This is a genomic window from Streptomyces longhuiensis, assembly GCF_020616555.1.
GTDB lineage: Bacteria > Actinomycetota > Actinomycetes > Streptomycetales > Streptomycetaceae > Streptomyces > Streptomyces longhuiensis.
In genome coordinates, this window is the sequence record NZ_CP085173.1 from 8,540,276 (window position 1) to 8,563,805 (window position 23,530).

The 23,530-nt window shown below is 72.2% G+C and carries 25 protein-coding genes; 9 read left to right on the forward strand and 16 right to left on the reverse strand.

The window, feature by feature from the left end:
- Positions 1-143: 143 nt before the first annotated feature.
- Positions 144-1,349 (reverse strand): ROK family transcriptional regulator, encoded by a 1,206-nt coding sequence (locus tag LGI35_RS38830; protein ID WP_227299114.1) that lies wholly within the window; start codon positions 1,347-1,349, stop codon positions 144-146.
- Between the two features lie 76 nt (positions 1,350-1,425).
- The gene (gene xylB, locus LGI35_RS38835; protein ID WP_227299115.1) at positions 1,426-2,865 is read right to left on the reverse strand and encodes a xylulokinase; all 1,440 of its coding nucleotides are present in this window, start codon (positions 2,863-2,865) and stop codon (positions 1,426-1,428) included.
- 166 nt (positions 2,866-3,031) lie between these two features.
- Here xylB and xylA point away from each other — a divergent pair, with 166 nt between their 5' ends.
- Together xylA and LGI35_RS38845 are read left to right on the forward strand one after the other, a co-directional pair.
- Positions 3,032-4,198, forward strand: a complete 1,167-nt coding sequence (gene xylA / locus LGI35_RS38840) for a xylose isomerase (RefSeq protein WP_227299116.1) — start codon at positions 3,032-3,034, stop codon at positions 4,196-4,198.
- 135 nt (positions 4,199-4,333) lie between these two features.
- Positions 4,334-4,876: a GNAT family N-acetyltransferase gene (locus LGI35_RS38845; protein WP_227299117.1), complete on the forward strand. Its 543-nt coding sequence runs from the start codon at positions 4,334-4,336 to the stop codon at positions 4,874-4,876.
- A 7-nt stretch (positions 4,877-4,883) separates the two neighbouring features.
- Here LGI35_RS38845 and LGI35_RS38850 read toward each other — a convergent pair whose 3' ends face one another.
- The 6 genes from LGI35_RS38850 to LGI35_RS38875 all read right to left on the reverse strand — a co-directional run bounded on the left by LGI35_RS38850 (position 4,884) and on the right by LGI35_RS38875 (position 11,301).
- On the reverse strand, positions 4,884-5,288 hold the full coding sequence (locus tag LGI35_RS38850; protein ID WP_227299118.1) for a hypothetical protein: 405 nt from the start codon (positions 5,286-5,288) through the stop codon (positions 4,884-4,886).
- 188 nt (positions 5,289-5,476) lie between these two features.
- Positions 5,477-6,871, reverse strand: coding sequence for an NADP-dependent succinic semialdehyde dehydrogenase (locus LGI35_RS38855; protein ID WP_227299119.1), 1,395 nt, complete (start codon positions 6,869-6,871; stop codon positions 5,477-5,479).
- Between the two features lie 91 nt (positions 6,872-6,962).
- Positions 6,963-7,427, reverse strand: a complete 465-nt coding sequence (locus tag LGI35_RS38860) for an NUDIX hydrolase (RefSeq protein ID WP_227300702.1) — start codon at positions 7,425-7,427, stop codon at positions 6,963-6,965.
- Between the two features lie 443 nt (positions 7,428-7,870).
- Positions 7,871-9,163, reverse strand: coding sequence for a cation:proton antiporter (locus LGI35_RS38865; protein WP_227299120.1), 1,293 nt, complete (start codon positions 9,161-9,163; stop codon positions 7,871-7,873).
- 4 nt (positions 9,164-9,167) lie between these two features.
- On the reverse strand, positions 9,168-9,653 hold the full coding sequence (locus tag LGI35_RS38870) for a cation:proton antiporter regulatory subunit (protein WP_227299121.1): 486 nt from the start codon (positions 9,651-9,653) through the stop codon (positions 9,168-9,170).
- A 106-nt stretch (positions 9,654-9,759) separates the two neighbouring features.
- Positions 9,760-11,301, reverse strand: a complete 1,542-nt coding sequence (locus LGI35_RS38875) for an ATP-dependent DNA ligase (RefSeq protein WP_227299122.1) — start codon at positions 11,299-11,301, stop codon at positions 9,760-9,762.
- 198 nt (positions 11,302-11,499) lie between these two features.
- Between LGI35_RS38875 and LGI35_RS46695 the strand changes: the two genes are divergently transcribed.
- The 3 genes from LGI35_RS46695 (at position 11,500) to LGI35_RS38885 (ending at position 13,587) form a co-directional block, all read left to right on the forward strand.
- A complete protein-coding gene (locus tag LGI35_RS46695) occupies positions 11,500-11,583 on the forward strand; it encodes a putative leader peptide (RefSeq protein ID WP_351435743.1) in 84 nt (27 codons plus the stop codon).
- A gap of 233 nt (positions 11,584-11,816) precedes the next feature.
- Positions 11,817-12,377, forward strand: a complete 561-nt coding sequence (ssuE, locus tag LGI35_RS38880; RefSeq protein ID WP_227299123.1) for an NADPH-dependent FMN reductase — start codon at positions 11,817-11,819, stop codon at positions 12,375-12,377.
- 64 nt (positions 12,378-12,441) lie between these two features.
- Positions 12,442-13,587: an LLM class flavin-dependent oxidoreductase gene (locus tag LGI35_RS38885; RefSeq protein ID WP_227299124.1), complete on the forward strand. Its 1,146-nt coding sequence runs from the start codon at positions 12,442-12,444 to the stop codon at positions 13,585-13,587.
- Between the two features lie 21 nt (positions 13,588-13,608).
- On the opposite strand, the gene LGI35_RS38890 is transcribed toward LGI35_RS38885, so the two are convergent.
- Positions 13,609-15,141 carry an MFS transporter gene (locus LGI35_RS38890; RefSeq protein WP_423835757.1) on the reverse strand — a complete coding sequence of 511 codons (1,533 nt, stop codon included), beginning with the start codon at positions 15,139-15,141 and terminating at the stop codon, positions 13,609-13,611.
- A 170-nt stretch (positions 15,142-15,311) separates the two neighbouring features.
- The gene (locus LGI35_RS38895) at positions 15,312-15,803 is read right to left on the reverse strand and encodes a glutathione peroxidase (protein ID WP_227299126.1); all 492 of its coding nucleotides are present in this window, start codon (positions 15,801-15,803) and stop codon (positions 15,312-15,314) included.
- A 117-nt stretch (positions 15,804-15,920) separates the two neighbouring features.
- On the opposite strand from LGI35_RS38895, the gene LGI35_RS38900 reads away from it, so the two are divergent.
- Positions 15,921-17,006 carry an S-(hydroxymethyl)mycothiol dehydrogenase gene (locus LGI35_RS38900; protein WP_116505609.1) on the forward strand — a complete coding sequence of 362 codons (1,086 nt, stop codon included), beginning with the start codon at positions 15,921-15,923 and terminating at the stop codon, positions 17,004-17,006.
- Positions 17,006-17,638, forward strand: coding sequence for an MBL fold metallo-hydrolase (locus tag LGI35_RS38905; RefSeq protein ID WP_227299127.1), 633 nt, complete (start codon positions 17,006-17,008; stop codon positions 17,636-17,638). Before LGI35_RS38900 ends, LGI35_RS38905 begins: the two co-directional genes overlap by 1 nt.
- 58 nt (positions 17,639-17,696) lie before the next feature.
- Here LGI35_RS38905 and LGI35_RS38910 read toward each other — a convergent pair whose 3' ends face one another.
- The 3 genes from LGI35_RS38910 to LGI35_RS38920 all read right to left on the reverse strand — a co-directional run bounded on the left by LGI35_RS38910 (position 17,697) and on the right by LGI35_RS38920 (position 19,158).
- Positions 17,697-18,098 (reverse strand): ATP-binding protein, encoded by a 402-nt coding sequence (locus LGI35_RS38910; RefSeq protein WP_227299128.1) that lies wholly within the window; start codon positions 18,096-18,098, stop codon positions 17,697-17,699.
- Positions 18,099-18,103: 5 nt separating this feature from the next.
- Positions 18,104-18,739, reverse strand: a complete 636-nt coding sequence (locus LGI35_RS38915; protein ID WP_376222410.1) for a VanZ family protein — start codon at positions 18,737-18,739, stop codon at positions 18,104-18,106.
- 134 nt (positions 18,740-18,873) lie between these two features.
- Positions 18,874-19,158, reverse strand: coding sequence for a hypothetical protein (locus tag LGI35_RS38920; RefSeq protein WP_227299129.1), 285 nt, complete (start codon positions 19,156-19,158; stop codon positions 18,874-18,876).
- Positions 19,159-19,303: 145 nt separating this feature from the next.
- Between LGI35_RS38920 and LGI35_RS38925 the strand changes: the two genes are divergently transcribed.
- Positions 19,304-19,999 carry a DUF2470 domain-containing protein gene (locus LGI35_RS38925; protein ID WP_227299130.1) on the forward strand — a complete coding sequence of 232 codons (696 nt, stop codon included), beginning with the start codon at positions 19,304-19,306 and terminating at the stop codon, positions 19,997-19,999.
- On the opposite strand, the gene LGI35_RS38930 is transcribed toward LGI35_RS38925, so the two are convergent.
- A complete protein-coding gene (locus LGI35_RS38930; protein WP_227299131.1) occupies positions 19,980-20,279 on the reverse strand; it encodes a hypothetical protein in 300 nt (99 codons plus the stop codon). The two genes, LGI35_RS38925 and LGI35_RS38930, sit on opposite strands and share 20 nt — an antisense overlap.
- A 73-nt stretch (positions 20,280-20,352) precedes the next feature.
- A complete protein-coding gene (locus LGI35_RS38935) occupies positions 20,353-21,441 on the reverse strand; it encodes an acyltransferase family protein (protein WP_227299132.1) in 1,089 nt (362 codons plus the stop codon).
- A gap of 109 nt (positions 21,442-21,550) precedes the next feature.
- Between LGI35_RS38935 and LGI35_RS38940 the strand changes: the two genes are divergently transcribed.
- Complete coding sequence (locus LGI35_RS38940; protein ID WP_227299133.1) at positions 21,551-22,753, forward strand: amidohydrolase family protein; 1,203 nt, start codon at positions 21,551-21,553, stop codon at positions 22,751-22,753.
- On the opposite strand, the gene LGI35_RS38945 is transcribed toward LGI35_RS38940, so the two are convergent.
- Positions 22,738-23,529: an SDR family NAD(P)-dependent oxidoreductase gene (locus LGI35_RS38945; protein WP_227299134.1), complete on the reverse strand. Its 792-nt coding sequence runs from the start codon at positions 23,527-23,529 to the stop codon at positions 22,738-22,740. The two genes, LGI35_RS38940 and LGI35_RS38945, sit on opposite strands and share 16 nt — an antisense overlap.
- Position 23,530 lies beyond the last annotated feature (1 nt).

Consider the following 23,530-nt stretch of genomic DNA (forward strand, 5'->3'; position numbering starts at 1 on the left):
GTTAAGGGCCTTGGCGGTTGGGGCGGAAGAGGGCGCGGCGCGCCTGTGGATAACTCGCCGGTTGTGAACAACCGCACGTCAGAGGTCCGAACCTCTGGCGCTTCCCACGCCACGGCAGGGGTTCGCCACCCACCACCGGTGTCCTACGCGGCCACCGCCACCGGATCGTCGAGCACCGCCCGCACCACCGAGTGCGCCGCCCCCAGCAGAGGGCCGTCGGACCCCAGGCGCGACACCGCCACCCCGGCGGCCGGCGTCGCCGTCCGGCGCGTCAACTCCCGCTCCAGCGACGGCAGCAGCCACGGCGCGAGCCGCGAGAGTGCCCCGCCGAGCACGACCGCCCGCGGATCGAGGAGGTTCACCGCCCCGGTCAGCGCGATACCCAGGGCGGTCCCGGCCCCGCGCAGCGCCCGCCGCGCATCCGTGTCCCCTGCCGCGGCGCGCTCGGCGAGCAGGCCCACCCGGTCCTCGCCGGGCCCCAGGCCGGCCGCTCGCAGCACGGCCTCCTCACCCGCGTACTGCTCCAGACAGCCGCGCCCTCCGCAGGGGCATGCCGGGCCCTCCGGGCGAACCGGAACGTGCCCCAACTCGCCGGCGAATCCACGGGTTCCGCGCAGCAGCTTGCCGTCGACGACGAGCGCGGCGCCGATGCCGATCTCGGCCGAGACGTGCAGGAAGTCGGCGGGGGTGTCCTCGCCGAGCCAGAGCTCGGCGAGGGCTCCGAAATTCGCCTCGTTGTCGACGCTCAGCGGCAGCACGGACCGTGCCTCGGCCGGCGCCGGCAGCAGCGCGGAGACGTCCGTGTCGTGCCAGTCCAGGTTGGGCGCCCGGACCACTGTGCGGGTGCCGCGCGCGACCAGGCCCGGCACCGCGACCGCGAGGCCCGCCGGGCGTAGCCCCTCCCGTTCGGCACGGGCCGTCACCTCCCGGACCAGCACGGACAGTTCCTTCAGGACGGGCCCGGGCGCGCGCCCGCGGTTGGCGACGCGGCGCACGGCACGCGCGCGTACCTCGCCGCTCAGATCGACCGCGCACGCCGCGAGATGGTCGACGCCCACCTCGGCCCCGATCCCGGCGGGGCCGCGGCGGCTGACCGCGAGTGCCGAGCCGGGACGCCCGACCCGGCCTGGCCGCTGCGGGCCGAGCTCCTCGATCAGACCCGACCGGATCAGTTCGTCGACGAGAGTCGAGACCGCGGCCCTGGTCAGCCCGATGCGCTGGGCGACCGTGGCCCGTGACAGCGGGCCGTCGGCGGCGACGGCGTGCATGACCCGCGAGAGGTTGCGCCGCCGCATGCCCTGCTGGGTGTCGGGTGTGCCGGGCCGGGGCTCGTGCAGTGGTGCGGTCATGCCTCCGGACGCTCCCATGGGGTCGGGCCGGCGTACGGGGCCGTCGGCCTTCCTGGATCCTCGGCCGGCCGGGTGGTCAGCGCGGGCCCCTGTCCAGGAGCGGGGCCGCGTCGGAGAGTACCCCGGAGATCCGCGCCAGCGCCGCCGCGTCCTGCTCCACGGGGTCGAGAACGGGCCCCTGCGCCGTGCCCCAGCGCCGCGCCACCGCCGCCGGATCCTCCCCGGTCAGCAGCCCGGCGGCCTGTGCCGCGGCGCCGAGCGCGACCAGCTCACGGGCCTCGGGCACCTGCACGGCACGGCCCGAGAGCCGTCGTACGGTCTGCTGCCAGGCCGTTCCCCGGGCGCCGCCCCCGATGAGCAGCAGCGGCACCGACAGGTCGGCGTCCGCGTCCAGGACGAGGTCGAGGGCGCCCAGAAGTGCGTGGACGGCGCCGTCGTAGGCGGCCTGCAGAAGCTGCCCTCCCGTGGTGTCGTGCCGCAGTCCGTGCAACAGCCCTGAGGCGTGCGGCAGATCGGGGGTGCGCTCGCCGTCCAGGTAGGGCAGCAGCGTGATGTCGCCGCCGGGTTCCACGGCCTCGCGGTCCAGGCCGAGCAGCGCGGCGACCCGGTCGACGGCCAGGGTGCAGTTCAGGGTGCACGCGAGCGGCAGCCAGTCGCCGCGCGCGTCGGCGAAGCCGGCGACGGTGCCGGTCGGGTCCGCGGGACGATGCCGTGACACCGCGTACACCGTGCCGGACGTGCCGAGGCTGAGGACGGGAGTGCCGGGCCGGAGGCCGAGGCCGAGAGCGGCCGCCGCGTTGTCGCCCGTGCCTGCGGCCACCAGCGTTCCCTTGGAGAAGGGCAGTTCACCCGAGCCGTGGACCGTACCGGCAACCTCTCCGGGGCGTACGACCCGGGGGAGCAGCGCCGGATCGAGGCCCACGCGCGCGAGGATGTCGTCGTCGTACGACTCCGTGGCCGATGCCCACCAGCCCGTGCCCGAGGCGTCGCCCCGGTCCGTCGTGCCGTCGCCGGTCAGGCGCTGCGTCAGGTAGTCGTGCGGCAGCCGTACCGCGGCCGTGGCGCGTACCGCGTCCGGCTCGTGCTCGGCCAGCCACGCCCACTTCGTGACGGTGAAGGAGGCCCCCGGCACGCTGCCCACCCGCTCGGCCCACGCCTTGGGGCCGCCCATCTCGTCGATGAGGCGGCGCGCCTGGGGCGCCGAGCGCACGTCGTTCCAGAGCAGCGCGGGCCGCACGGGCCGTCCCGCGGCGTCCAGGGTGACCAGGCCGTGCTGCTGACCGCCGACCGACACCGCGGAGGCCCGGTGCGCCGCCTCACCGCACTGGCGCAGCGCCTTGCACAGGGCGGCCCACCACTGCTCGGGGTCGCTCTCGCGGCCCTGCCCCGCGCTCACCGTGTGCGGTGCCTGGCCGCTCGCCACGACCGCGCCCGTGGCGGCGTCGACGACCAAGGCCTTCGTGGACTGCGTGGAGCTGTCCACCCCGACGACGAGTGGTCCATCGGCTGATGACATCCGGCTCTCCCGTTCCCGACAAGACGATTCCGTGGCTGTCCGAGGTACCTGTGCGACAGAGCGTTCACCCCATGCTCTCCCGAGATGCCTCTTCCCAGCGACGTGTCCGCATACTAATTTGTAAAGTGCCATGACGAAATAGGCGTGACTGGCGAGGAGCCGCGACATGACGTACCGACCCACCCCCGACGACAAGTTCAGCTTCGGCCTGTGGACGGTCGGCTGGCAGGGACGCGACCCGTTCGGTGACGCGACCCGTGCCGCGCTCGACCCGGCCGAGTCCGTGCGGCGCCTGGCCGACCTCGGCGCGTACGGGGTGACGTTCCACGACGACGACCTGATCCCCTTCGGGGCCTCGGACACCGAGCGCGAGTCACACGTCAAGCGCTTCCGCCAGGCCCTCGACGCCACCGGACTGATCGTCCCGATGGCCACCACGAACCTCTTCACGCACCCCGTCTTCAAGGACGGCGCGTTCACCGCGAACGACCGTGACGTGCGCCGGTACGCCCTGCGCAAGACCATCCGCAACATCGATCTCGCCGTCGAGCTCGGCGCGAAGACGTATGTCGCCTGGGGCGGCCGCGAGGGCGCCGAGTCGGGCGCGGCCAAGGACGTACGGGCCGCCCTCGACCGGATGAAGGAGGCCTTCGACCTGCTCGGCGAGTACGTCGTTCAGCAGGGCTACGACCTGAAGTTCGCGATCGAGCCGAAGCCGAACGAGCCGCGCGGCGACATCCTCCTGCCCACCGTCGGCCATGCCCTCGCGTTCATCGAGCGCCTGGAGCGGCCCGAGATGTACGGCGTGAACCCTGAGGTGGGCCACGAGCAGATGGCCGGGCTCAACTTCCCGCACGGCATCGCCCAGGCCCTGTGGGCGGGCAAGCTCTTCCACATCGACCTCAACGGCCAGACGGGCATCAAGTACGACCAGGACCTCCGCTTCGGCGCGGGCGACCTGCGCTCGGCGTTCTGGCTGGTCGACCTGCTGGAGAGCGCCGGGTACGAGGGGCCGCGGCACTTCGACTTCAAGCCGCCGCGCACGGAGGACTACGACGGAGTGTGGGCGTCGGCCGAGGGCTGCATGCGCAACTACCTGATCCTGCGCGAGCGTGCGGCCGCGTTCCGCGCCGACCCGGAGGTCCAGGAGGCGCTGCGCGCCTCGCGGCTCGACGAGCTGGTGCAGCCCACCGCCGCCGACGGCCTGTCGGGGCTGCTCGCCGACGAGTCCGCCTTCGAGGGCTTCGACGTGGAGGCGGCCGCCGCCCGCGGCATGGCCTTCGAGCGCCTCGACCAGCTGGCGATGGACCACCTGCTGGCGGCCCGCGGCTGACCGTCACGCGCGCGTAGCGCCCGGTTCGGCCCCCGCCCGCTCCCGCGCGGGGGCCGAACCGTGCCAGAACGGGCCTCAGCCGCTGACGCCCGGACGGCGCACCGGGCCGCGCGTGGCCTCTGTGATACTTCGGCGATGGACATGTGCACGACGGAGTACGCGGAACGGCCTGGTCAGGAGGGTCTCGTGGGATTCCGGCCGCCCCGTCTCCGGTGGGAGCTGAGGGCTGCCGGGCCCGCCGACGTGGAGCCGATCGCCGAGCTGCGCGCCGTGGTCATGCGACCGGACCTCGTGCGCCTCGGCCGCTACGACGAGCACCGAGTCCGCCAGCGGTTGCGCGACACCTTCTCCGAGCTGCACACCTCCGTCGTCCTGGCCGAAGGTGCGTTCGCCGGCAGCGTCACGATGCGCCCGGCGCCGTCCGGGGGCCAGTGGATCGAGCACTTCTACCTCGCCCCGGAACACCAGGGCCGAGGCCTCGGCACGGCCGTCCTGCGCGCACTGCTCGACCGCGCCGACGCAGCGGGTGAGACCGTACGCCTGGACGTCATCCAGGGCAGCGCGGCCCGCCGCCTCTACGAGCGTCACGGGTTCACCGTCGAATCGGAGGACCCGATCGACGTGTTCATGGTGCGCACGCCGCGCGACGGAAACGGAGACGGCACGGCCCGGCCGTAGGCGCGGGTCAACAGGACCGGGCGATCAAGTCGTCACTCCCGGGACCGAGAAGGTACGGCAAGAGACGCTGCAGAGCCCCCGTGTGCCGGCCTACCCGCTTCAGGGTCGACCGGCGATTGGGGGCCTGCCCGGGTACGTCCTGGGCCGGCCCGCAGCCTGCAGCGACGTACAAATCGTCCAGCCAGGCCGTCCGGCCCTCCGCGCCGTCCGGTCCAAGGGCGCTCACACCTGTCACCACTCCGGGTTCGTGGCCGTTGAGGAACCAGGAGTCGACCACGAGTCCGGGCCTCCGGAAGCGCAGCCCGTTGTCCGTCGCCTCGGGCCCCGTGAACCCGGCGTTCTCGACCAGGAACGAGAAGGCCTGCGCTGCCTGGGTGCAGAACTCCTCGAACAGACTCGGTCTCTTGCCCATGGCCCGATGCCCCCTGTGCCGATACCGCGTACCGACGGCCTCCGAACGCCCGTACCTTAGCGGGCGGTCTACCCAGCCACCGGTTCAGCGCATCCCGGCCGGATCCGCGTGCTGATCCGGCAAGCGGCGCAAGGGAGCTGCTCGTCCCGGGCGCCCGAAGTTCGGCGCCATCAGCTCGGCGTCGGCCGCTACGCCCCCACCCACACCGTGGTCATGTTGCAGAACTCGCGGATTCCGTGGGCGGAGAGTTCTCGGCCGTAGCCGGAGCGCTTGATGCCGCCGAAGGGGAAGGCCGGGTGGGAGGCGGTCATTCCGTTCACGTAGACGCCGCCCGCCTCGATGTCGCGGGCGAAGCGGTCGATCTCCGCCGCGTCGTGTGTCCAGACGTTGGAACTCAGCCCGAACGGTGAGTCGTTGGCGAGGGTCACGGCCTCGTCCAGGTCACCGACGCGGTACAGCGTGGCGACCGGGCCGAAGGTCTCCTCGCGGTGGATGCGCATGTCCTGCGTGATGTCGGCGATGACCGTCGGCTCGTAGTACCAGCCGCTCTTGGCGTACGCCTCCGGACGCTGCCCGCCGCACAGCACCGTCGCGCCGCACTCCACGGCGTCGTCCACGAGTTCCTCGAGGTCGGCGCGGCCCTGCTCGCTGGCGAGCGGCCCGACGTCCGTGTTCTCGTCCATCGGGTCGCCGACCCGCAGGGCCCGCATCCCGGAGACGAACAGCTCGGCGAACTCGTCGTAGACGTCCGTGTGCACGATGAACCGCTTCGCCGCGATGCAGGACTGCCCGTTGTTCTGCGCCCGGGCCGTCACCGCGACCTTCGCCGCCTTCGCCACGTCGGCCGACGGCATCACGACGAACGGGTCGCTGCCGCCCAGCTCCAGGACCGTCTTCTTGACCTCGTCGCCCGCGATCGAGGCGACGGAACGCCCCGCCGGCTCGCTACCGGTCAGCGTCGCCGCCACGACCCGCTCGTCCCGCAGCACCCCCTCGACCGCGCGGGAACCGATGAGCAGCGTCTGGAAGCACCCGTCCGGGAACCCGGCCCTGCGAAACAGGTCCTGGAGGTACAGCGCGGTCTGCGGCACGTTCGACGCGTGCTTGAGCAGTCCTACGTTGCCTGCCATCAGGGCCGGCGCGGCGAACCGTACGACCTGCCACAGCGGGAAGTTCCACGGCATCACGGCGAGGACGATGCCCAGCGGCCGGTAGCGCACATGGGCGCTGACCGCGCCGGAATCCTCCACGTCCCGGGCCGAGGGGTGCTCGTCGGCGAGGAGCTCCTGGGCGTGCTCCGCGTACCAGCGCATCGCCTTCGCGCACTTCGCGGCCTCCGCGCGGGCCGCCACGACGGGCTTGCCCATCTCGGTGGTCATGACGCGCGCGATGTCGTCACGGTCCGCGTCGAGCAGGTCGGCGGCGGTCTGGAGCAGCCGGGCCCGTTCGAAGAACGTGGTGGTGCGGTACGTGCGGAACGTGCCGGCGGCGAGGAGGAGCCGGTGCTCGATCTCCTCGTCGGTCAGGGCGTCGTACGTCTTGAGCGTTTCGCCGTTCGCGGGATTGACCGTCGCGATGGGCATGGGGGTGACCTCCTCTGCGCGGTGCTTCGACCTTCCCGCGTCACGTCGCGCCGCGCAACGCGGACGGGCCGTGTACCCGGTGGCGCGGGCGTCAGACGTGCTCGGCCAGCCGGTCGAGGAAGACGGCCTGCGCCTGCACGACGAGGGACCGCCCCGCGTCGAGCCCGAGCCAGGCCGCGCGGTCCAGCTCGGGGAAATCGGCCATGCGCCCCGAGCCCTTCGGCCACTCCATCGTGAACGTGCCGGGCACGAAGCCGTCCAGGTCGAGGTCACCCTCCACGGCCCACACGGTGACGTGCTTGCCGCCGGACTGCACGGTGTCGCCGAGCGGCACCGGCGTGCCGTCCGGCGGGGCAAGACCCAGCTCCTCCTGGAACTCCCTGCGCGCCGCCGCCCACGGCTCCTCGTCGTCCCCGTACTCGCCCTTCGGCACGGTCCACGCCCCGGCGTCGCGCCGTTCCCAGAACGGGCCGCCCATGTGTCCGAGCAGCACCTCGGTACCGGCGGCCGTGCGCCGGAACAGGAGCAGGCCCGCGCTCTGCTTCTTGTACGCCATGGGACCAGTGTCCGCGCGCCACATGTGAACGGCGCCCTCCGCGCGGCCCTCCGAGTGCTGCGAGGGGACGCCGCGCCGGTAGAGCGCGAACGTCACGACGAGGCCGACCTCGAAGAACAGTGCCGGCCACCAGTACGCGATCGAGTAGCTCTCCGTGGCCGCCTGTGCCTGGGCCTGCGGACCGGGCTGCCGGCCGACCAGAGAGCTCGCCGCCGCGCTCGTGGCCGGCGTGTTGAGCAGGGCCGTCCCGATCGGACCGCCCACCTGCCGGCTGGTGTTGACCATGGGTGGCGCGGAAGCGGTGGTGGACGCAGGTGGTGGAACGGGGCGGGCGATCCATGGTGCCTCCAGAAGACCCCCAGGTCTCTGACGCCCCGCCCCACGCCGATGGCACCCGTACCGGGCGGCGACCTGGATGGTCGACGCCCGGGTGGGTGACCGGATCAGGACGAGGAGTTCGAGGCCCGCCCGGACGTGCCCTGCGCCTCCGCCTCGGGGCCGACCGGCTCCTGCGCGTCCCGCGGCGCGGGCACGATCCCCGTACCGGCGGTGACCGCCACGGCCGGTGCGTCGCCGCGGTGCCGCCACCGCGAGACGCGCATCGCGACGGGCTCGGTGAAGCGCGCCGTCAGCGGTCCGACGATGACGAGGATCAGGACGTACGCGGTCGCCAGTGGGCCGAGCCTGGGCTCGATGCCGGCCGTGACCGCGAGGCCCGCGATGACGATGGAGAACTCGCCGCGCGCCACGAGGGCGCCGCCCGCGCGCCAGCGGCCCTTGACGGAGATCTTCGCCCGCCGCGCCGCCCAGTAGCCCGTCGCGATCTTCGTGCAGGCCGTGACGACCGCGAGAGCGAGCGCCGGAAGCAGGACCGGCGGAATGCTCGCCGGGTCGGTGTGCAGCCCGAAGAAGACGAAGAACACGGCGGCGAACAGGTCGCGCAGCGGCAGCAGCAGCGAGTGGGCGCCCTCGGCGACCTCACCGGACAGGGCGATGCCGACGAGGAACGCGCCGACGGCAGCCGACACCTGGAGCTGCTGCGCGATCCCGGCGACCAGGATCGTCAGACCGAGCACCACCAGGAGCAGCTTCTCCGGGTCGTCGCTGGAGACGAACCGGGAGATGAGCCGCCCGTAGCGCACGGCGAGGAACAGGACGAGGCCCGCCGCTCCGAGCGCGATGGCCAGCGTGACACCGCCCGCCGCCCAGCCGACCCCGGCGAGCAGAGCCGTGATGATCGGCAGATAGACGGCCATCGCCAGGTCTTCGAGGACGAGGATGCTGAGGATCACCGGGGTCTCCCGGTTGCCGACCCGGCCGAGGTCGCCGAGCACCTTGGCGATCACACCCGACGACGAGATCCAGGTGACACCGGCGAGGACGACGGCGGCCACCGGGCCCCAGCCCATGAGCAGCGCTGCCACGGCGCCGGGCAGCGCGTTGAACGCGCAGTCGACGAGGCCCGCCGGGTACTGCGTCTTGAGGTTGCTGACGAGATCGCTGGCCGTGTACTCCAGGCCCAGCATCAGCAGCAGCAGGATGACGCCGATCTCGGCGCCGATGGCCACGAACTCCTCGCTCGCCCCGAGCGGCAGCAGCCCGCCCTCGCCGAACGCGAGCCCCGCAAGCAGATAGAGGGGGATGGGTGAGAACCGGAACCGCCCGGCGAATCTGCCCAGCAGGCCGAGCGCGAGGATGATCGCCCCGAACTCGATGAGGAACACCGCGGAGTGCATCCGATCACTCCCTTCCCAGTATCGTCGCCGCCGCTTCCACGCCCTCGCGGGTGCCGATGACGATCACGGTGTCCCCGCCGGCGAGCCGGAAGTCCGGGGTGGGTGACGGGATCGCCTCGGCGCGCCGCAGCACGGCCACGATCGAGGCGCCGGTCTCGGTCCGCAGCTGCGTCTCGCCGAGCACGCGCCCGTTCCAGTGCGAGGTCGCGCCGATCTCGATGCGCTCGGCGACCAGGCCCAGATCGGTGGTGTGCAGCAGGTTCGGACTGTGGTGGGACGGCATCAGCGCGTCGATCAGCGCGGCCGCCTCACCGGACGTCAGCTTCAGCGACAGGTCGCAGGCGTCCGGGTCGTCGGTCCGGTAGGCGCTCAGGGTGCGCCCGCCGTCCCGGTGCGCGACCACCGACACCTGGCGTCGGTCGCGGGTGGTCAGGTCGTACCGGAAGCCGATCCCCGGCAGTGGCGTGCGGCTCAGACGTGAAGCGGGCACAGCTCTCCCCTTGTCCGTGCTTGTCCTGGATGATGCATGGCGCCTGCAAGTACAGGGTGCCTGTGTCACCCTATCGGCCCCAATATTTGGCAAAGAAACGGTCTTGTTACGAGGTCGCGTGCGCGGCGAGCACCGTCTCGACGGTGTCCGCGTCCTCGGCCGCCTTGTCCTCGCGGTAGCGCACGACGCGCGCGAAGCGGAGCGTGACGCCTGCCAGGTAGCGGGTGGACTTCTGCAGACCGTCGTAGGCGATCTCCACGACCAGCTCGGGCCGCACCGTGACGACGTGGCCGTCGTCGCTCAGGGCCAGCTCCCGCAGCCGTTCGGTCTGCCAGGCGAGCAGCGCGTCCGTGAGCCCCTTGAACGTCTTGCCCAGCATGGCGAAGGAGCCGTCCGGCCTGCGGGCGCCGAGGTGCAGGTTCGACAGCCTGCCCGTGCGCCGGCCGTGGCCCCACTCCGCCGCGAGCACCACCAGGTCCAGCGTGTGCACGGGCTTCACCTTCAGCCAGGACGCGCCGCGCCGCCCCGCGCTGTACGGGGCGTCGAGCGCCTTCACGACGACGCCTTCATGGCCGCGCCGCAGGGTGTCGGCGAAGAACGCGTCGGCGGCCGCGCGGGCCGCCGCGTCCTCTCCGTCCGGTACGACGGCGTGGCGCACCCGCATCGCCTCCGGCACCAGCCGGGCGAGGCGTGCGTGGCGCTCGGCGAACGGCAGATCGAGCAGCTCGTCCCCGCCCGCGGACAAGGCGTCGAAGAACACCGGCACCACGGGAACGGACCCCGCGGCCGTCGCCACGTCCACTCGTGAACCCACGCGGCCCGCGATCTCCTGGAAGGGGCGCGGCCGCCTGTCCCCGTCCAGCGCGATGACCTCCCCGTCGAGGATGAAGCGGTCCCCGTCGAGCCCGGCCGCCGCGGCGGTGACCTCGGGCAGCCGGTCGGTGATGTCGTCGAGCGTGCGCGTGTAGACACGTACGACGTCGCCGTCGCGGTGCACCTGCACGCGGATGCCGTCGAGCTTCTCCTCCACCGCGCATGCCCCGAGCTTGTCGACGGCCTCCCCGACCGAGGACGCGCTGTGCGCCAGCATGGGGAACACCGGTCGCCCGACGGTCAGTCGGAATCGGCTCAGCGCGTCCGGGCCCTCGGCCAGCACGGACTGCGCCACCACCTGGAGCGACCCGGTCAGCATCACCGCGCGCCGCACCTCCTCCGGCGGCGCGCCGGTCGCCTGCGCCAGCCCCTCCAGGGCCACCGCGTCGAGCGCGCCCTGCCGCAGCTCACCGGTGAGCAGACCGAACAGGAACCGCTGCTCGTCCTCGGTCGCGGCGCCCATCAACTCCCCGACGAGACGACTCCGTTCGGCCTGCGACCCCGCGCCGGCGACATCGCCGAGCGCGGTCAGCGCGGCGTCGACGTCCTGGACCGTCAGCCGGGGCTGCGTGGCGGGCTCCACCGGATCGCGCAGCACCCGCCACCCGACGCCGAGACGCCCCTGCGGGAGGCGTCCCGCCAGGTAGGGGATCACGATCGGTACGTCGTCGGGTTCCGCCGCCCGGAAGAGCTCGGCGAGCAGCGCGATCTTCCGCGACCGCGCCCTGGTGGCCGCGACCTCCTGGGACACCTGTGCGAGCCGGGAGAACAGCATGCAGCCATCGTGCACCGGGCCGCGGCGCGGCGCACGAGGGTGCGGGCACCCGCCGATAAACCGCACTTCCCATGGGATTCTCGAAGGGAACTCGCCCTTCGAGGTTTATCCCGGCCCATGGGGAAGGCTGTTCCGCGATGCGAGACCGGCGCGGAGATTTCTTGACTGGCCCGACTCGCCCCTGGTTGGATCGGTGGCATGAACACGAGACTGGACCTCACGCGGCGACGCCATGTCGATCTCGCGCGCGTTTCCAGCTCCTTCTGTTGTCGCGCCCACTGACGGGTCTCCAGCGCCCCGGCCACCAGGCCGCCTCTCCGGCGACCGGCGCCGTCGCACCTCCGCCGTGCCGATCGATCTCCGCACGGCTCCCCACCGCACTGAACCGCACCGTGTATTCGGTACGCCTTCGGCATGCGTGAATTCCTGATTTCCGTACCCCTGCGTTTCCCGCGTTCCCGCCTTTCACGGTTTCCGCATTCCGCGTGCCGAATTCCAGCCCGAAGGGTCCCGTCATGGCCACTGTCCTCTCCATTTCCGGAAGTCCCTCCGCCACCTCCCGCACGGCGCGGCTCCTGCGCCATCTCGACGCGCGGCTCGAAGCACAGGGCCACGACGTCATAGCCCTCGACGTCCGCACCCTGCCCGCCGAGGCGCTCCTCGGGGCGGACTTCGCCCACCCGGCCATCGTCGAGGCGACCGAACTCCTCGCCCGCGCCGACGGCGTCGTCGTCGCGACTCCCGTCTACAAGGCCGCGTACTCGGGTCTCCTCAAGGCGCTCCTCGACCTGCTGCCGCAGTACGGACTCGACGGCAAGACCGTGCTGCCGCTCGCCACCGGCGGCACCACCGCCCATGTCCTGGCCCTCGACTACGCGCTGCGGCCCGTCCTCAACTCGATGGGCGCCGACCACATCGTCCAGGGGTGGTTCACCCTCGACAAGGACATCACCGTCGCACCGGACGGCACGGTCAGTGTCGCGCCGGGGTCCGCCGAGGCGCTCGGCCGCGTCGTCGACCAGTTCTCGGGAGCACTCACACGCACCGCGCGGCCGCTCCTCGCCGCGGCGAGCTGAGCGGCCGACACCCGCCCCGTCAGCACCTGTCGGCACCACCAACCCCCGCGATCGGAGTCCGCCCGTGTCCCTCACCTTCCACTGGTTCCTGCCGACCAACGGCGACAGCCGCCACGTCGTCGGCGGCGGCCACGGCACACCCGTGACCGCGGCGGGCGGTGACCGGCCCCCGTCCATCGGCTATCTCACGCAGATCGCCCGTGCCGCCGAGGACCTCGGCTTCGTCGGCGCGCTGACCCCCACCGGCGCCTGGTGCGAGGACGCGTGGCTGACCACCGCCATGCTCAGCCAGCAGACCGAGCGCCTGAAGTTCCTCGTCGCGTTCCGGCCCGGCTTCGTCTCGCCCACGCTCGCCGCGCAGATGGCGTCCACGTACCAGCGCCAGACCGGCGGCAGGCTCCTCCTGAACGTCGTGACGGGCGGCGAGAGCCGTGAGCAGCGCGCCTACGGCGACTTCCTCGACAAGGACGCCCGGTACGCGCGCACCGGTGAATTCCTGGAGACCGTCCGGGGGTTGTGGGCGGGCGACACCGTCGACCTGGCGGGCGAACACCTCCAGGTGCAGGACGCCCGGCTCGCCCGGCTGCCCGATCCGGTCCCCGAGGTCTACTTCGGCGGCTCCTCGCCCGTCGCGGGCGAGATCGCCGCGCGGCACAGCGACGTCTACCTCACTTGGGGCGAGCCGCCCGCCCAGGTCGCCGAGAAGATCGCCCGGATCCGCGACCTCGCCGACAAGGAGGGCCGCACCGTCCGGTTCGGGATCCGGCTGCACGTCATCACACGCGACACCTCGGAGCAGGCCTGGGCGGAGGCCGACCGGCTCCTTCAGGGCTTCGACCCGGCCACCGTCAGGTCCGTCCAGGAGGGGCTGGCGCGCAGCGAGTCCGAGGGCCAGCAGCGCATGCTCGCCCTGCACGGCGGAAGCTCCGGCAGCCTGGAGATCCACCCCAACCTGTGGGCCGGCATCGGCCTCGTACGCGGCGGAGCGGGCACCGCGCTCGTCGGCAGCCACGACGAGGTCGCCGACCGCGTCGAGGAGTACCACCGCATCGGCATCGACGAGTTCGTGCTCTCCGGATATCCACATCTGGAGGAGGCGTACTGGTTCGGGGAGGGCGTCCTGCCGCGGCTGCACGCGCGCGGGCTGTGGGCACACCCGCACCGGGATGCGGCAGCGCTGACGGCGCCCCAGGTCCCGTTCGGGAGCTGAGCCGGGCCGCACGCCCCGCCGCTACATCCCCTTCCGCCGGCCCCGCTCGTGGGTCCCCGGCTCCAACGCCGGTGCCGCCACGCCGAGATGTGCGCGGCACTGTGGCTTCGGCGCCTCCTCCAGCCGCGGGCGGACCGCCGCCGGACGGATGAACACGAGGGCCGTCGCCGAACCCAGGGCGAACAGCAGGGCGCAGCCCAGGGCGGCCCGGTGGAACGACGTGTTCACGGAATCCGGCTGCGTGTACGCGTCCCCGGACAGCCCGACCACCAGCGGCAGCCCCGCCACCACGAGGAGCTGCGCGATACGGGCCGCCGTGTTGTTGACGCCGCTGGCGAGCCCGGCGCGGCCCGGCTCGACCGACGCCAGGACCGTGGCCGTCAGGGGAGCGACGAACACGCTCATGCCCAGGCCGAGGACCGCCACCGCGGGCAGCACATCGGCCACGTACGACGAGCCGGGCTCGATCCGCAGCATCAGGAGCAGGCCCACCGCCGCGATCAGCGGCCCGGCGACCAGGGGCGGCGTCGGCCCCACACGGCGCGCGAGATCGCCCGCACGGGGGGAGAGGAGCAGCATCAGGACGGTGATCGGGAGTGTCGCCACACCCGCCTCCAGCGCGCTGTAGCCGAGCGCGATCTGGAGCTGTACGGGCAGCAGGAACAGGATGCCGCCGATCGCCGCGTACAGGCACAGCGTCATCGCGTTGGCCGCGCTGAACAGCCGGGAGCGGAACAGCGAGGGCGGCAGCATCGGGTTCGCGCGCCGGTGCTCCACGGCGACGAACGCGACGCCGGCGGCGACACCGAGCACGGCGGGCAGCGCCGTCGACACTGCTGACGCGCCGCCGGACGACCCGATGAGCGCGTAACTGATGCCCACCAGGCACAGGGCGGCGAGCGTGGCCCCCGCCATGTCGAAGCGGGTCCCGGCGACCCCGGCCTCACGGCTCTCCGGCACGTGCCGCACCGCGATCAGCAGCACGACCACGGCCAGCGGCACATTGATCAGGAAGATCCACCGCCATCCGGGGCCGTCGATCAGATACCCGCCGAGGAACGGTCCGAGCGCACCCGCCACACCCGTGAGCCCCGACCAGGCGCCCACGGCCCGCGACTGGTCCTCGGGGCAGAACGAAGACCGTACGAGGGCCAGCGACCCCGGTGTCAGGAGCGCACCGCCGACACCCTGCAGCGCGCGGGCCGCGATGAGGACCCCTTGGTCGGGGGCGAGCCCGCACAGCGCCGACGCGACCGCGAACCAGGCCACGCCGAGCACGAGTGCGCGCCGCCGCCCGATCCGGTCGCCGAGCGCGCCGCCCCACAACAGCAGGGCGGACAGCGTCAGCATGTACGCGTTCACGACCCATTGGAGGCTCGACAGGGAGGCGTCGAGATCTCGCCCGATCGTCGGCAGGGCGACGTTCACCACCGTGCCGTCGAGCATCGCCATGCCGGAAGCCAGGACGACACAGGCGAGGATCCAGCGGCCCCTGGCGGAGGAGAGCCGGATTTCGGGAGCTGACTCGACGGGTTCGGTCGTCATCGCAGCCATTGTCGGGGACGCGGGGGGAGCGTTGCGAGACCGCCGCGCGGCACAGGGGTTTCCGCGGGCGCCATCGGGCCCGACCTGCTCGGTCACGGCGCCCGCGACATGCCCCGCGCCGACTCCTCGGAGCGGGGCTCACACGAGGCGGGGGGCCCCGCGGCCCCGGGGCCGGATACCTACTTCGGGAGGTTGGCCTCGATCGCGGCGACCACCTCGGGGGCGTCCGGCACCACCTGCGGCGAGAAGCGGGCGACGACCTCACCCTTGGGGGAGAGCACGAACTTCTCGAAGTTCCAGCGGATGTCCCCGTCGTGGCCCTCCGCGTCGGCGGTGGTGACCAGACGCTCGTACAGCGGGTGGCGTCCTTCCCCGTTCACCTCGACCTTCTCGGTCATCGGGAACGTCACGCCGTACGTCGCCGAGCAGAACTCGGCGATCTCCTCGGCGCTGCCGGGCTCCTGGCCCATGAACTGGTTGCAGGGGACCCCGAGCACGCTGAAGCCACGGCTCGCGTACTCGGCGTGGAGCTGCTCCAGGGCCGCGTACTGCGGAGTGAGGCCGCACTTCGAGGCCACGTTGACGATGAGGACGGCCTTGCCCTCGTACTGGGGGAGGTCGGCGGGGCCACCCTGGAGGGCGGCGATCTCGACGTTCTCGTAGACAGACATACTTCGGATGCTAGCGACCCGTGAGGCCGCGCTCCTCGCCACCCCGGCCCGGAACCGGGTCCCCATCTGTGAAGATGGCGAAGAACGATGCGACGAGCGAGTGGAGGGCTGATCGTCATGGCGCAGCAGGTGCGAGGCGTGATCGCGCGGGCCAAGGGGGAGCCGGTGCGGATCGAGACGATCGTCGTGCCGGACCCCGGGCCCGGTGAGGCCGTGGTCAAGGTCCAGGCGTGCGGGGTCTGTCATACCGACCTGCACTACCGGGAGGGCGGCATCAACGACGAGTTCCCGTTCCTGCTCGGTCATGAGGCGGCCGGTGTCGTCGAGGCGGTCGGCGACGGTGTCACCGAGGTCGCGCCGGGCGACTTCGTGATCCTCAACTGGCGTGCCGTGTGCGGCCAGTGCCGCGCCTGCCTGCGCGGACGCCCCCAGTACTGCTTCGACACGCACAACGCGAAGCAGAAGATGACCCTCCTCGACGGCACGGAGCTCTCGCCCGCGCTCGGTATCGGCGCGTTCGCCGAGAAGACGCTCGTCGCCGCCGGCCAGTGCACCAAGGTCGACCCGGAGGCGTCGCCCGCCGCCGCGGGTCTGCTCGGCTGCGGTGTCATGGCCGGCCTCGGCGCCGCCATCAACACCGGCAACGTGGGCCGTGGTGACTCCGTCGCCGTCATCGGCTGCGGAGGTGTCGGCGCGGCGGCCGTGACCGGCGCCCACCTGGCCGGCGCCGGGAAGATCATCGCCATCGACATCGACGACAAGAAGCTGGCGACGGCGAAGAAGCTCGGCGCCACGCACACCGTCAACTCCCGCTCCACCGACCCGGTCGAGGCCGTGCGCGAGCTGACCGGTGGCTTCGGCGCCGACGTGGTCATCGAGGCGGTCGGCCGCCCGGAGACCTACAAGCAGGCCTTCTACGCCCGCGACCTCGCCGGGACCGTCGTCCTCGTCGGCGTCCCCACGCCCGAGATGCAGCTCGAACTGCCCCTGCTGGACGTGTTCGGGCGCGGCGGCGCGCTCAAGTCGTCCTGGTACGGCGACTGTCTGCCCGCGCGCGACTTCCCGATGCTGATCGACCTCTACCGACAGGGACGGCTCGACCTCGACACGTTCGTGACCGAGACGATCGCCCTGGAAGACGTGGAGAAGGCGTTCGAGCGGATGCACCACGGCGACGTGCTGCGCTCGGTGGTGATCTTCTGATGGCCGGCGCGCGCATCGAACACCTCGTCACATCCGGAACGTTCTCCCTCGACGGGGGCACCTGGGACGTCGACAACAACGTGTGGATCGTCGGCGACGACAGCGAGGTCGTCGTGATCGACGCGGCGCACGACGCCGACGCGATCGCCGAGGCCGTGGGAGACCGGCGGCTCGTCGCCATCGTGTGCACCCACGCCCACGACGACCACATCGATGCGGCGCCCGCGCTCGCCGCGCGCACCGGCGCGCCGATCCTCCTGCACCCCGCGGACACGGAGCTGTGGAAGCAGAAGCACCCGGACCGCACGCCCGACGGAGATCTCACCGACGGGCAGCAACTGACCGTGGCAGGCGTGGAGTTGACGGTGCTGCACACGCCGGGGCACTGCCACGGCGCGGTCAGCCTGTACGCGCCGGACCTCGGGGCCGTCTTCACCGGCGACACCCTGTTCGCGGGCGGCCCCGGAGCGACGGGCCGGTCGTTCAGCGACTTCCCGACCATCGTCGAGTCGATCAGGGAGCGGCTCCTCACGCTGCCGCCGGAGACCGAAGTACGGACCGGACACGGCGACAGCACCACCATCGGGGCCGAGGCACCTCACCTGGAGGAGTGGATCGCCAGGGGGCACTGAGCCGGACGATCGGGCCGGGCGGCAGACGGACGTGCTGCCGCCCGGAACTGCCGGGCCGTCAGGGGTGGGCCAGCACCGCGCGTACCGTCTTTCCGCCGTAGGGGTCGCTCACCACACTCATACGGCGCGACAGCGCGTCGACGAGGGAGATGCCGCGGCCCGACTCGGCGGACATCGAAGTCGGCTTGAGGCGCGGGTGGTGCGGGCTGTCGTCGTGGACCGAGACGGTCAGCTCGTCCGCGTCCAGGCACAGACTCATACGGCAGTGACTGTCCTCGATCCGGGCGGCGTTGGCGACCAGCTCCGACACGACGAGCACCGCGTCGTGCGCGCCGTCCGCGCTCCGTCCCGCGAGAAAGTCATGGGTGAGACGCCGGGCCCAGCGGGCGGAGCCCGAGCCCTGCGGCAAGAGGTACTCCACGCGTGCGGGCCGCCGTACGGCGCGCTTGAGCGCACGCATGACGATCACTTCCTTCCGTCGCCTGTGGCCCGGGGGGTTCCCCGGTCACGAGCCCCATTCCCCGGCAGCCTGATCGCCAAGCGGTTCCGGCCCGACGGCCGTGCGAGGGCGTGATAGCCGTGGCCGATGCGACGCCCGAGCAGGAAGTAGGCGATCAGGGCGCCCGTCGTGTTCAGGATCACGTCGTCCACGTCGAAGGCACGCCCCTCGACGATCGCGCCCTGCGCCAGTTCCACGAGCGCCATCACGAGGACCGTCACCGCGAGCACCCGCATCATGCGGTTCTTGCGCGCCACAAGCACCGGCAGCAGCAGCCCGAACGGCGCGCCGAGCAGCAGATTCCCGCCGATCTGCTTGCACGCGCCGAGGAAGGTGTACGACTCGGCGTACTGACGCAGGGAGTGTCCCGGCCGCATGTTGGACCCTGCGAGGTCCGCCGACGCCGGGGACGGCGTCAGGGTCAGCCGGGCGAGGACCGCGGAGAACGCCACGAGGGCCACGAACGCGAAGCCGGCGATGAGCGCCCGGGCGGCGATCCGCCCCCACGGCAGCGGCTTACGTGACGTGGGCTTACGTGACGAGGGCTTGCGTGACGAGGGCTTGCGTGACGTGGGCTTCCGCGGCGCGGGCTTCCCTGTCACCCGCTTCTCTGTCTCGCCCTTACGCTTCTGGCCCTTACGTTCCTGGCCCTTTCGCCGACCTGTCGCAGTCTGTGGGGTCATGAGGGCCGGTTGCCCCGGCGCGCCCCGGCCATTCCGGCTCGGGCTTCTTCGCGTCAGGTCTTCGTCTCCGGCGGATGCGTCAGGGAGTCGAGGAACCGTTGCAGCGCGGGAGGTCCTTCGCCGCAGCGGCCGCGCTCGACCTGCGGTATCGACAGCTTCCCCAGGCGCAGGTCCTGCACCTCCAGGGCCTGCGCCAAGTGCAGTCGTTCCAGGGCGCGTTCGGCGGCTGTCTGACGTACGTATTCGACCACCGTCACGCCCAGGTGGTCCGCGTGCGAGCGGACCGCGTCGTACTCGTCCGGCGTGAAGAGGTCACGCAGAAGGGCAGTACCGTCCATGGCGGCATGATGCCGTTCCCGGCCGATGCGCGCGGGCGTACGGCATATTCACCGCCCGATCGCGTGGCGTTCGCCGCCCTCACGCGTACTGGCCCCCTCCGCGAATCTCCTATAAGTTAGGCAAGGCTTACCTAAGGAGGTTCGGATGGGTGTCCGACAGATCAGTACCGCCGCTCCCACCGCGGCGGCACGCGCGCGATCAATTCTGACCACCGCCTGGTCGTGCGAAGTGACGACGGACATCGGGCGGGAGGACCTCGTCGGATCCCATCGCGTCACCGACGACGGCGAGGTGCGGATCCAGCCCCCGGCCGACAGTCTGCTGTCCGCCGCCGTGCTCTGCGCGCCCCGCGGCGAACCGACCGCGCTCATCGAGTTCGCGGACGCCGCGCCGGTGCCCGTCAGGGACCGGATCAGGGCGCGCCTGTGGCTGTCCGGGTCACTCGAACCCGACGGCGAACAGTTCGTGCTGAGGCCGACCCGCGCCGTACTCCAGACGCGTGCCGGCCGCATCGGCATCGAACTCGACGAACTCGCCGAGACCGCGCCCGATCCCCTCACAGCGGCCGAACCCCGCCTGCTCACCCATCTCGCCGACTGCCACCCCGAAGCCGTCGAACAGCTCACCCGGCTCGTCGACGTGGACAGCCTCCACGGCGTCGTGCGCGTCCAGCCCCTGGCCGTCGACCGGCACGGGCTCACCCTCCGGCTCGAACGCGTCCGCGGCCAGGCCGACGTACGCCTCCCGTTCCACGCGCCCGCCGATGACCTGGGACAGCTCAACGAGCGCATGCACGCCCTGCTTTCCTCGGCGCAGGCGATCAGCCGCCGTCGCAGGTGAGGTCCGCGGCGCGCATGAAACCGAGCGGCGCGCCGTTGTCCGGACGCGAGACCCGCCACAACTCGTCCGCACCCTGCCGCGTGCCGCCGACCGGGACGCCCGGGTCCAGATGGCCGACGATGTCCGTCCAGGGGTTGTTGCCCGCGTAGATCGGGGCGTCCGCGTGCGTGGCGAAACACGTGCCGCCCGCGTGCGCCGTCCCGCCGAGCGCGGCCACGGAGGCGAGGAGCAGCGCGGCAGGCAGCAGGAGCCGGGAGCGGAGCAGGCGGGTGCGGATCACTGAGGTGCCCTTCTGAAAGGTCCGGGCAAGGCCCGGGACGGGTCCGGCTTCGGGGCCGACGGACGGGCACAGGCTAGGGGCGCAGGACCCGCTCACCGGGGACGCCGGACACCGGCGGTTCGGCCTCCCGACCCGGTTCCGCGCGCCGGAACGCCCACGGCACGCGCGGCTCCACGGCGAACCGGAAGACCCGCCGCACAGGAGACGTACACAGAAGGGTGATGACGCCGACCGCCGCGGCCGTCACCGTCAGTTCACCCGCCGGGGTGTGCAGCCACGGGTGGTCGTACCAGCCCCAGAAGCGCGACGACTTGATGAGGAAGCCGTGCAGCAGGTACGCGTACAGCGTCCCCGTGCCCAGCGTCGTGAACAGCGTCGTCCTCCCCGGCACCCAGGCCAGGAAGCAGGCGCTGAGCACGACGGCGAGGACGAACAGGGCCGGAGTCGTGAGCAGTCCCGCCCAGGCGGGGGCGCCGAGTCCGGTGACGCTGCCCCGGTGGTAGAACCAGCCCGCGTCGAACCAGGGAGCCACCGCGTACGCGGCGACGAGCGCCCCGGCCGCCACGGGCAGCGCCCACAGCCGGGCCCGCCGCGTGCGCAGCCGCGCGAAGTGCTCGGGCCGCAGCGTCAGCCCGAGGACGAAGAACGGCAGGAAACCCACCACCCGTTGGAGTGCCAGGTCACCACCCGCGTCCGGCGTCATCGACACGAGCGCGGCCACGGTCAGGGCGACGGGCACCGGGTGTCGCAGTTGCAGCCAGAGCGGAGTGGTGAGCCGCCAGATGAACAACGCGACCAGGAACCACATCAGATACCAGGGGTCGAGCAGGCTGATCGGATACCCCGGATCGTCCTGCGCCCACCGGTAGAACAGCGTGTACGCGATCTCGAACAGCACGTACGGCACCACGACCCCGCCGACGAGACGGCGCAGCCGGCCCGGCGCCATGTCGAAACTCCGCGAGAAATAGCCGGAGATGAGGGCGAACGCCGGCATGTGGAAGGCGTACACACCGAGATACAGGGCCGTCACCGTGCGGCTCCCGTACGTCAGCGGCTCCCACGCGTGCCCGCAGGCCACGAGCGCGATCGTCAGGTATTTCGCGTTGTCGAAGTACGGGTCACGTGCTCCCTTGGTGTCCGGTCCGTGCCGCCTGTCCATCGTTCCCCTCGAGCCCCTCGCGGTGCATGACCCTTGGTGCCCTGCCCGATAGGGCCCGTTTCATGACACACTCCCGGGTGCCCTTTTTCCGACGCTTCGGAAGGTCAGGATGAGCAGCAGGAAGCTGATCACGGCGGCGCGTGTGGTGACCGGTCCCGGCGGCCGCTGCGTCGAGGACGGTGCCGTCCTCACGGAGGGGGACACCGTAGTGGCGGTGGGGAGACGCGGCGAGGTCGAGGCCGTGGCGGACGAGCGGGACGAGCGCGTCGAACTGCCGGGCGCCACCGTGCTGCCGGGCCTCGTCGACGCGCACGTCCACCTCGTCTTCGACGCGGGAACGGACCCGGTCGGGACGCTCGAAGGGCAGGACGACGAGGCGCTGCTCGCCGTCATGAGGGACCGAGCGGCGCGGCTCGTGGCGAGCGGCGTGACCACGGTGCGCGACCTGGGGGACCGCGGACGGCTCACCCTGCGGTTGCGCGAGGAGATCGAGTCGGGCGCGGTGCCGGGACCCAGGATCGTCGCCGCGACGACCCCCGTCACCCCCAAGGGCGGTCACTGCTGGTTCCTGGGCGGAGAGGTCGGCAGCGAGCGGGAACTGCGCGACCTCGTACGGCGCAACGCTGAACTGGGCGCCGACGTGATCAAGGTCATGGCGACCGGCGGCGCCCTGACGCGCGGCGGGCCGGCCACCTGGCAGGCCCAGTTCGGCGCCGGTGAGCTGGCCGTCGTCGTCGAGGAGGCGCGCGGGGCCGGGCTGCCGGTCGCCGCGCACGCGCACGGCACGGCCGGGATCGAGGCAGCGGTGACGGCGGGCGTCGACACGCTCGAACACTGCACCTGGATGACCGAGGACGGCAACGACCTGCGGGACGACGTGCTCGACGCCATCGTGGAGCGCGGGATCCGCGTGTGCCCGACCGTCAGTCCGCACTGGCGGATGCTGCCCACGGTCTTCGGGGCCGAGCGCGCCGCGAGGCTGTTCGGTCAGGTGCGCACGATGGCCGAACGCGGTGTGCGGCTCATCGCCGGTACGGACGCGGGAGTTCAGCGCGCCGGGTTCGACGGCCTGCGCCAGAGCCTGACCTTCTTCGAGCACATCGGCATACCGGCGTCGCGCGTCCTCGACCTCGCCACCACGGAGGCCGCCGACGCGCTGGGCGTCGGCGGCCGCGCGGGACTCCTCGCCCCGGGGCGCCAGGCCGACCTGATCGCCGTGTCCGGTGACCCGAGCACCGGCCTCGAGGCGCTCACGGACCTGCGGTTCGTCATGAGCAGGGGAGAGTTGATCCCGCCTCAGCGCGCGGTGTAGGCGCCGTCCACGAGGTGGTAGCTGCCGTGCACGAAGGAGGCGCGGTCGGAGAGCAGGAACGCGATCAGTTCGGCGACCTCCTCGGCGTGACCGAGGCGGCCGGCCGGGTGCAGCGCCGTCAGCGCGTCGTACGCGTCCTGGTCCATCTGTCGCAGCAGCGGGGTGTCGATGAAGCCGGGGCCGACCGCGTTCACGCGGATGCCCTTCGCCGCGTACTCGGTGGCCGCGGTCTTCGTCAGGCCGACGACGCCGTGCTTGGCGGCGACGTAGGCGGGAGAGCCGGCGAAGCCGACCGAGCCGAGGATCGACGCGACGTTCACGATGGCGCCGCCCCTGCCGGACGCCTCGATGGCGGGCAGCTCGTGGCGCATCGAGTAGAAGACGCCGTCGAGGTTCGTGCGGACGACGCGGTTCCAGACATCGATGTCGTACGCGCCGGTGGGGGCGCTCTCGCCGCCGATGCCGGCGTTGTTGACGGCCAGTTCGAGGCCGCCGAAGGTGTCGACGGAGAACTTCACCGCGGCCTCGACCGACTCCGGCTTCGTGACGTCCACGGCGACGGCCGCGGCGGTGATGCCCTCGGCCTTCAGCGCGGCGGCGGCCTTCTCGGCGCCGTCGGCGTTGTAGTCGGCGATCACGACGTTCGCGCCGCCACGGCCCAGGCGGCGTGCGGTGGCGAGGCCGATGCCGGAGGCGGAGCCGGTGACGAGGACGGTCCTGCCGGCGAACTCGGTCGCGTAGTCGTCGACGGGTGCCGGGGTGTTCGTGTTGCTCATG

What these genes read in the sequence shown, in the direction of transcription:
- LGI35_RS38925 (WP_227299130.1), top strand. Translation starts at nt 19,304, where the DNA reads ATGGGTGTCCGACAGATCAGTACCGCCGCTCCCACCGCGGCGGCACGC.
- LGI35_RS38895 (WP_227299126.1), bottom strand. Translation starts at nt 15,803, where the DNA reads ATGTCTGTCTACGAGAACGTCGAGATCGCCGCCCTCCAGGGTGGCCCC.
- LGI35_RS38910 (WP_227299128.1), bottom strand. Translation starts at nt 18,098, where the DNA reads ATGCGTGCGCTCAAGCGCGCCGTACGGCGGCCCGCACGCGTGGAGTAC.
- LGI35_RS38860 (WP_227300702.1), bottom strand. Translation starts at nt 7,427, where the DNA reads ATGGCGTACAAGAAGCAGAGCGCGGGCCTGCTCCTGTTCCGGCGCACG.
- LGI35_RS38940 (WP_227299133.1), top strand. Translation starts at nt 21,551, where the DNA reads ATGAGCAGCAGGAAGCTGATCACGGCGGCGCGTGTGGTGACCGGTCCC.
- LGI35_RS38855 (WP_227299119.1), bottom strand. Translation starts at nt 6,871, where the DNA reads ATGCCCATCGCGACGGTCAATCCCGCGAACGGCGAAACGCTCAAGACG.
- ssuE (WP_227299123.1), top strand. Translation starts at nt 11,817, where the DNA reads ATGGCCACTGTCCTCTCCATTTCCGGAAGTCCCTCCGCCACCTCCCGC.
- LGI35_RS38865 (WP_227299120.1), bottom strand. Translation starts at nt 9,163, where the DNA reads ATGCACTCCGCGGTGTTCCTCATCGAGTTCGGGGCGATCATCCTCGCG.
- LGI35_RS38905 (WP_227299127.1), top strand. Translation starts at nt 17,006, where the DNA reads ATGGCCGGCGCGCGCATCGAACACCTCGTCACATCCGGAACGTTCTCC.
- LGI35_RS38920 (WP_227299129.1), bottom strand. Translation starts at nt 19,158, where the DNA reads ATGGACGGTACTGCCCTTCTGCGTGACCTCTTCACGCCGGACGAGTAC.
- LGI35_RS38945 (WP_227299134.1), bottom strand. Translation starts at nt 23,529, where the DNA reads ATGAGCAACACGAACACCCCGGCACCCGTCGACGACTACGCGACCGAG.
- LGI35_RS38890 (WP_423835757.1), bottom strand. Translation starts at nt 15,141, where the DNA reads ATGGCTGCGATGACGACCGAACCCGTCGAGTCAGCTCCCGAAATCCGG.
- xylA (WP_227299116.1), top strand. Translation starts at nt 3,032, where the DNA reads ATGACGTACCGACCCACCCCCGACGACAAGTTCAGCTTCGGCCTGTGG.
- LGI35_RS38875 (WP_227299122.1), bottom strand. Translation starts at nt 11,301, where the DNA reads ATGCTGTTCTCCCGGCTCGCACAGGTGTCCCAGGAGGTCGCGGCCACC.
- LGI35_RS38830 (WP_227299114.1), bottom strand. Translation starts at nt 1,349, where the DNA reads ATGACCGCACCACTGCACGAGCCCCGGCCCGGCACACCCGACACCCAG.
- LGI35_RS38900 (WP_116505609.1), top strand. Translation starts at nt 15,921, where the DNA reads ATGGCGCAGCAGGTGCGAGGCGTGATCGCGCGGGCCAAGGGGGAGCCG.
- LGI35_RS38935 (WP_227299132.1), bottom strand. Translation starts at nt 21,441, where the DNA reads ATGGACAGGCGGCACGGACCGGACACCAAGGGAGCACGTGACCCGTAC.
- xylB (WP_227299115.1), bottom strand. Translation starts at nt 2,865, where the DNA reads ATGTCATCAGCCGATGGACCACTCGTCGTCGGGGTGGACAGCTCCACG.
- LGI35_RS38850 (WP_227299118.1), bottom strand. Translation starts at nt 5,288, where the DNA reads ATGGGCAAGAGACCGAGTCTGTTCGAGGAGTTCTGCACCCAGGCAGCG.
- LGI35_RS38845 (WP_227299117.1), top strand. Translation starts at nt 4,334, where the DNA reads ATGGACATGTGCACGACGGAGTACGCGGAACGGCCTGGTCAGGAGGGT.
- LGI35_RS46695 (WP_351435743.1), top strand. Translation starts at nt 11,500, where the DNA reads ATGAACACGAGACTGGACCTCACGCGGCGACGCCATGTCGATCTCGCG.